We start from the raw sequence: 5603 nt of genomic DNA on the forward strand, positions 1-5603 counted from the left end.
AAGTTGCCCGGAGGGCTGCCAGTTTTGCTGGTGGGGCCGGTGCGTCCGATCCTTGAGAACTCAACAGCGTGCACAATGTCATATGCCAAAAACCCGTGCGGTCTTCGGATCGTATGGATTCCTTTTGGGAAAACATTTAGAACAACAAAGCAAGTCAGTAATGATTTGTTCTGTCAGTTTCAAACTTGCAGGACGGTCCGCCTATTCCGGTGGTCGTTTCTGTGCGTAAACATTTACGGAGAGTTTGATCCTGGCTCAGGACGAACGCTGGCGGCGTGCTTAACACATGCAAGTCGAACGGTGAAGCAGAGCTTGCTCTGTGGATCAGTGGCGAACGGGTGAGTAACACGTGAGTAACCTGCCCTTGACTCTGGGATAAGCGTTGGAAACGACGTCTAATACCGGATACGAGCTTCAGTCGCATGGCTAGGAGTTGGAAAGAATTTTGGTCAAGGATGGACTCGCGGCCTATCAGCTTGTTGGTGAGGTAATGGCTCACCAAGGCGACGACGGGTAGCCGGCCTGAGAGGGTGACCGGCCACACTGGGACTGAGACACGGCCCAGACTCCTACGGGAGGCAGCAGTGGGGAATATTGCACAATGGGCGCAAGCCTGATGCAGCAACGCCGCGTGAGGGATGACGGCCTTCGGGTTGTAAACCTCTTTTAGTAGGGAAGAAGCGAAAGTGACGGTACCTGCAGAAAAAGCACCGGCTAACTACGTGCCAGCAGCCGCGGTAATACGTAGGGTGCAAGCGTTGTCCGGAATTATTGGGCGTAAAGAGCTCGTAGGCGGTTTGTCGCGTCTGCTGTGAAAACTGGAGGCTCAACCTCCAGCCTGCAGTGGGTACGGGCAGACTAGAGTGCGGTAGGGGAGATTGGAATTCCTGGTGTAGCGGTGGAATGCGCAGATATCAGGAGGAACACCGATGGCGAAGGCAGATCTCTGGGCCGTAACTGACGCTGAGGAGCGAAAGCGTGGGGAGCGAACAGGATTAGATACCCTGGTAGTCCACGCCGTAAACGTTGGGAACTAGATGTGGGGACCATTCCACGGTCTCCGTGTCGCAGCTAACGCATTAAGTTCCCCGCCTGGGGAGTACGGCCGCAAGGCTAAAACTCAAAGGAATTGACGGGGGCCCGCACAAGCGGCGGAGCATGCGGATTAATTCGATGCAACGCGAAGAACCTTACCAAGGCTTGACATATACGAGAACGGGCCAGAAATGGTCAACTCTTTGGACACTCGTAAACAGGTGGTGCATGGTTGTCGTCAGCTCGTGTCGTGAGATGTTGGGTTAAGTCCCGCAACGAGCGCAACCCTCGTTCTATGTTGCCAGCACGTTATGGTGGGAACTCATAGGAGACTGCCGGGGTCAACTCGGAGGAAGGTGGGGATGACGTCAAATCATCATGCCCCTTATGTCTTGGGCTTCACGCATGCTACAATGGCCGGTACAAAGGGCTGCAATACCGTAAGGTGGAGCGAATCCCAAAAAGCCGGTCTCAGTTCGGATTGAGGTCTGCAACTCGACCTCATGAAGTCGGAGTCGCTAGTAATCGTGGATCAGCAACGCCACGGTGAATACGTTCCCGGGCCTTGTACACACCGCCCGTCAAGTCATGAAAGTCGGTAACACCCAACGCCAGTGGCCTAACCTTCGGGAGGGAGCTGTCTAAGGTGGGATCGGTGATTAGGACTAAGTCGTAACAAGGTAGCCGTACCGGAAGGTGCGGCTGGATCACCTCCTTTCTAAGGAGCACTCGAGGATGCCTCTGTGATACAGGGCTAGAACACCTCGTAGCCATTACGAAGACACATGTTCTTCGGTGGCGCTCATGGGTGGAACATTGACATTGATGCAGCAGGAACCGCGCAAGCGCTAGTACGACTCTCTTCGGAGGGTTTGGAACGTCGCCGGCACGGGGATGGTTGCATATGCACGCTGTTGGGTCCTGAGGGACCGGAACATGATCGCCTTCGGGTGGTTGTGGACTGAACCTCTGGACCCTTTCCTTATTTCACCTTGGTGGATGTGGGGGAGGGTACCGCCCGTACTTTGAGAACTACACAGTGGACGCGAGCATCTTAGATTCAGGACTTTGTCCTGAATCACAAAGATCTAAACAAGAACCCTTCGGGGTTCTGTAGATCATTGGTCAATTTTTCTAACGAAAGATCGATTCAAACTCATGTGATTTCAAGTTTCTAAGAGCAAACGGTGGATGCCTTGGCATCTGGAGCCGAAGAAGGACGTATAAATCTGCGATAAGCCTCGGGGAGCTGATAATAGAGCTTTGAGCCGAGGATTTCCGAATGGGGAAACCCCGCCGGGCCCTTTGGGTGACCCGGTGACTCCCGCCTGAATATATAGGGCGGGTAGAGGGAACGTGGGGAAGTGAAACATCTCAGTACCCACAGGAAGAGAAAACAACAGTGATTCCGTGAGTAGTGGCGAGCGAAACCGGAAGAGGCTAAACCGATCATGTGTGATAGCCGGCAGGCGTTGCATGGTCGGGGTTGTGGGACTTTTCTGCTGTTACTGCCGTACAGCGAGCGTTACAACGCAATATAGGCGAATGGTCTTGAAAGGCCAGTCAAAGAGGGTGCCAACCCCGTAGCCGAAATGTTGCAATGGCGCGAAGAGTATCCCAAGTAGCACGGGGCCCGAGAAATCCCGTGTGAATCTGTCAGGACCACCTGATAAGCCTAAATACTCCCAGATGACCGATAGCGGACAAGTACCGTGAGGGAAAGGTGAAAAGTACCCCGGGAGGGGAGTGAAATAGTACCTGAAACCGTTTGCTTACAAACCGTTGGAGCACCCTTGTTGGTGTGACAGCGTGCCTTTTGAAGAATGAGCCTGCGAGTTAGTGATATGTGGCGAGGTTAACCCGTGAGGGGCAGCCGTAGCGAAAGCGAGTCTTAATAGGGCGATCGAGTCGCATGTTCTAGACCCGAAGCGAAGTGATCTATCCATGGCCAGGTTGAAGCGACGGTAAGACGTCGTGGAGGACCGAACCCACTTCAGTTGAAAATGGAGGGGATGAGCTGTGGATAGGGGTGAAAGGCCAATCAAACTTCGTGATAGCTGGTTCTCTCCGAAATGCATTTAGGTGCAGCGTTGCGTGTTTCTTGCCGGAGGTAGAGCTACTGGATAGCCGATGGGCCCTAAAAGGTTACTGACGTTAGCCAAACTCCGAATGCCGGTAAGTGAGAGCGCAGCAGTGAGACGGTGGGGGATAAGCTTCATCGTCGAGAGGGAAACAACCCAGACCACCAACTAAGGTCCCCAAGCGCGTGCTAAGTGGGAAAGGATGTGGAGTTGCACAGACAACCAGGAGGTTGGCTTAGAAGCAGCCACCCTTGAAAGAGTGCGTAATAGCTCACTGGTCAAGTGATTCCGCGCCGACAATGTAACGGGGCTCAAGCACGCCACCGAAGTTGTGGCATTCATATTAGTGGCAGGCCTTCGTGGTCCAGCCGTGTGGATGGGTAGGAGAGCGTCGTGTGGCGAGTGAAGCGGCGGTGTAAACCAGCCGTGGACGCCACACGAGTGAGAATGCAGGCATGAGTAGCGAAAGACGGGTGAGAAACCCGTCCTCCGAAAGACCAAGGGTTCCAGGGCCAGGCTAATCCGCCCTGGGTAAGTCGGGACCTAAGGCGAGGCCGACAGGCGTAGTCGATGGACAACGGGTTGATATTCCCGTACTGACGAAGAACCGCCCAAGCCAATCCAGTAGTGCTAAGAGTCCTAACCCGGCTGACTGATCCCCTTCGGGGGTGACGCTTCCGGTCTAACGCTCGACCCCGTCTGGTGCGGTTAGCGTATTAACAGGTGTGACGCAGGAAGGTAGCTGAGCCGGGCGATGGTTGTCCCGGTCTAAGGATGTAGGCCGAGAGATAGGCAAATCCGTCTCTCATATAAGGCTGAGACCCGATGGGTAGTCCTCACGGACGAAATCAGTGATCCTATGCTGCCAAGAAAAGCATCGACGCGAGGTTCCAGTCACCCGTACCCCAAACCGACTCAGGTGGTCAGGTAGAGAATACCAAGGAGATCGAGAGAATCGTGGTTAAGGAACTCGGCAAAATGCCCCCGTAACTTCGGGAGAAGGGGGGCCTGAGGCGTGAAGGGATTTACTCCTGGAGCGTTTGAAGGCCGCAGAGACCAGTGGGAAGCGACTGTTTACTAAAAACACAGGTCCGTGCCAAGTCGCAAGACGATGTATACGGACTGACGCCTGCCCGGTGCTGGAAGGTTAAGAGGAACGGTTAGCCGCAAGGCGAAGCTGAGAATTTAAGCCCCAGTAAACGGCGGTGGTAACTATAACCATCCTAAGGTAGCGAAATTCCTTGTCGGGTAAGTTCCGACCTGCACGAATGGCGTAACGACTTCCCAGCTGTCTCAACCGCGAACTCGGCGAAATTGCACTACGAGTAAAGATGCTCGTTACGCGCAGCAGGACGGAAAGACCCCGTGACCTTTACTACAGTTTGGTATTGGTGTTCGGTGTGGCTTATGTAGGATAGGTGGGAGACTGTGAAGCTTGGACGCTAGTTCAGGTGGAGTCATTGTTGAAATACCACTTTGGTCACTCTGGATATCTAACTACGGACCCTGATCGGGTCCTGGGACAGTGCCTGATGGGTAGTTTAACTGGGGCGGTTGCCTCCTAAAAAGTAACGGAGGCGCCCAAAGGTTCCCTCAATCTGGTTGGCAATCAGATGGCGAGTGTAAGTGCACAAGGGAGCTTGACTGTAAGACTGACAAGTCGAGCAGGGACGAAAGTCGGGACTAGTGATCCGGCAGTGGCTTGTGGAAGCGCTGTCGCTCAACGGATAAAAGGTACCTCGGGGATAACAGGCTGATCTTGCCCAAGAGTCCATATCGACGGCATGGTTTGGCACCTCGATGTCGGCTCGTCGCATCCTGGGGCTGGAGTAGGTCCCAAGGGTTGGGCTGTTCGCCCATTAAAGCGGTACGCGAGCTGGGTTTAGAACGTCGTGAGACAGTTCGGTCCCTATCCGCTGCGCGCGTAGGAAATTTGAAAGGATCTGACCCTAGTACGAGAGGACCGGGTTGGACGAACCTCTGGTGTGTCAGTTGTTCCGCCAGGAGCACCGCTGATTAGCTACGTTCGGGATGGATAACCGCTGAAAGCATCTAAGCGGGAAGCCGGCCTTGAGATGAGATTTCCATACCCTTCGGGGTGAGAGGCTCCCAGCTAGACTACTGGGTTGATAGGCAGGATGTGGAAGCGAGGACTAAAGACTCGTGGAGCTGACCTGTACTAATAAGCCGATAACTTGATAATCACTACACCCATACATGTTGTAAGGCTGGTATGGGTGGCCAAGATTGCTTGCGTCCACTATGTGGTTCTCGATGTACGGTCGAGAACCAAACAACACAACACCACACATCCGTGTGTGGATCGTCGTGTCTGTTTGAAACTTCTAGATACATCTCTAGTGTTTCGGCGGCCATAGCGAGAGGGAAACGCCCGGTCACATTCCGAACCCGGAAGCTAAGACTCTCTGCGCCGATGGTACTGCAAGGGGGACCTTGTGGGAGAGTAGGACACCGCCGGACTTACTT

3 rRNA genes are annotated in these 5603 nt (G+C 54.0%); all 3 read left to right on the plus strand.

What is annotated here, in order from left to right:
* The first annotated feature begins 232 nt into the window (after positions 1–232).
* The 3 genes from ACEXQC_RS19135 to rrf all read left to right on the plus strand — a co-directional run bounded on the left by ACEXQC_RS19135 (position 233) and on the right by rrf (position 5597).
* Positions 233–1753: ribosomal RNA gene (locus ACEXQC_RS19135) — 16S ribosomal RNA — on the plus strand.
* 446 nt (positions 1754–2199) lie between these two features.
* Positions 2200–5319, plus strand: a 23S ribosomal RNA gene (locus ACEXQC_RS19140).
* A 161-nt stretch (positions 5320–5480) separates the two neighbouring features.
* Positions 5481–5597: ribosomal RNA gene (rrf, locus tag ACEXQC_RS19145) — 5S ribosomal RNA — on the plus strand.
* Together the 16S, 23S and 5S rRNA genes form the textbook arrangement of a ribosomal RNA operon.
* Positions 5598–5603: the final 6 nt, after the last annotated feature.

The sequence above is a fragment of the Herbiconiux liukaitaii genome, from assembly GCF_041927495.1.
Taxonomy (GTDB): Bacteria; Actinomycetota; Actinomycetes; order Actinomycetales; family Microbacteriaceae; genus Herbiconiux; species Herbiconiux liukaitaii.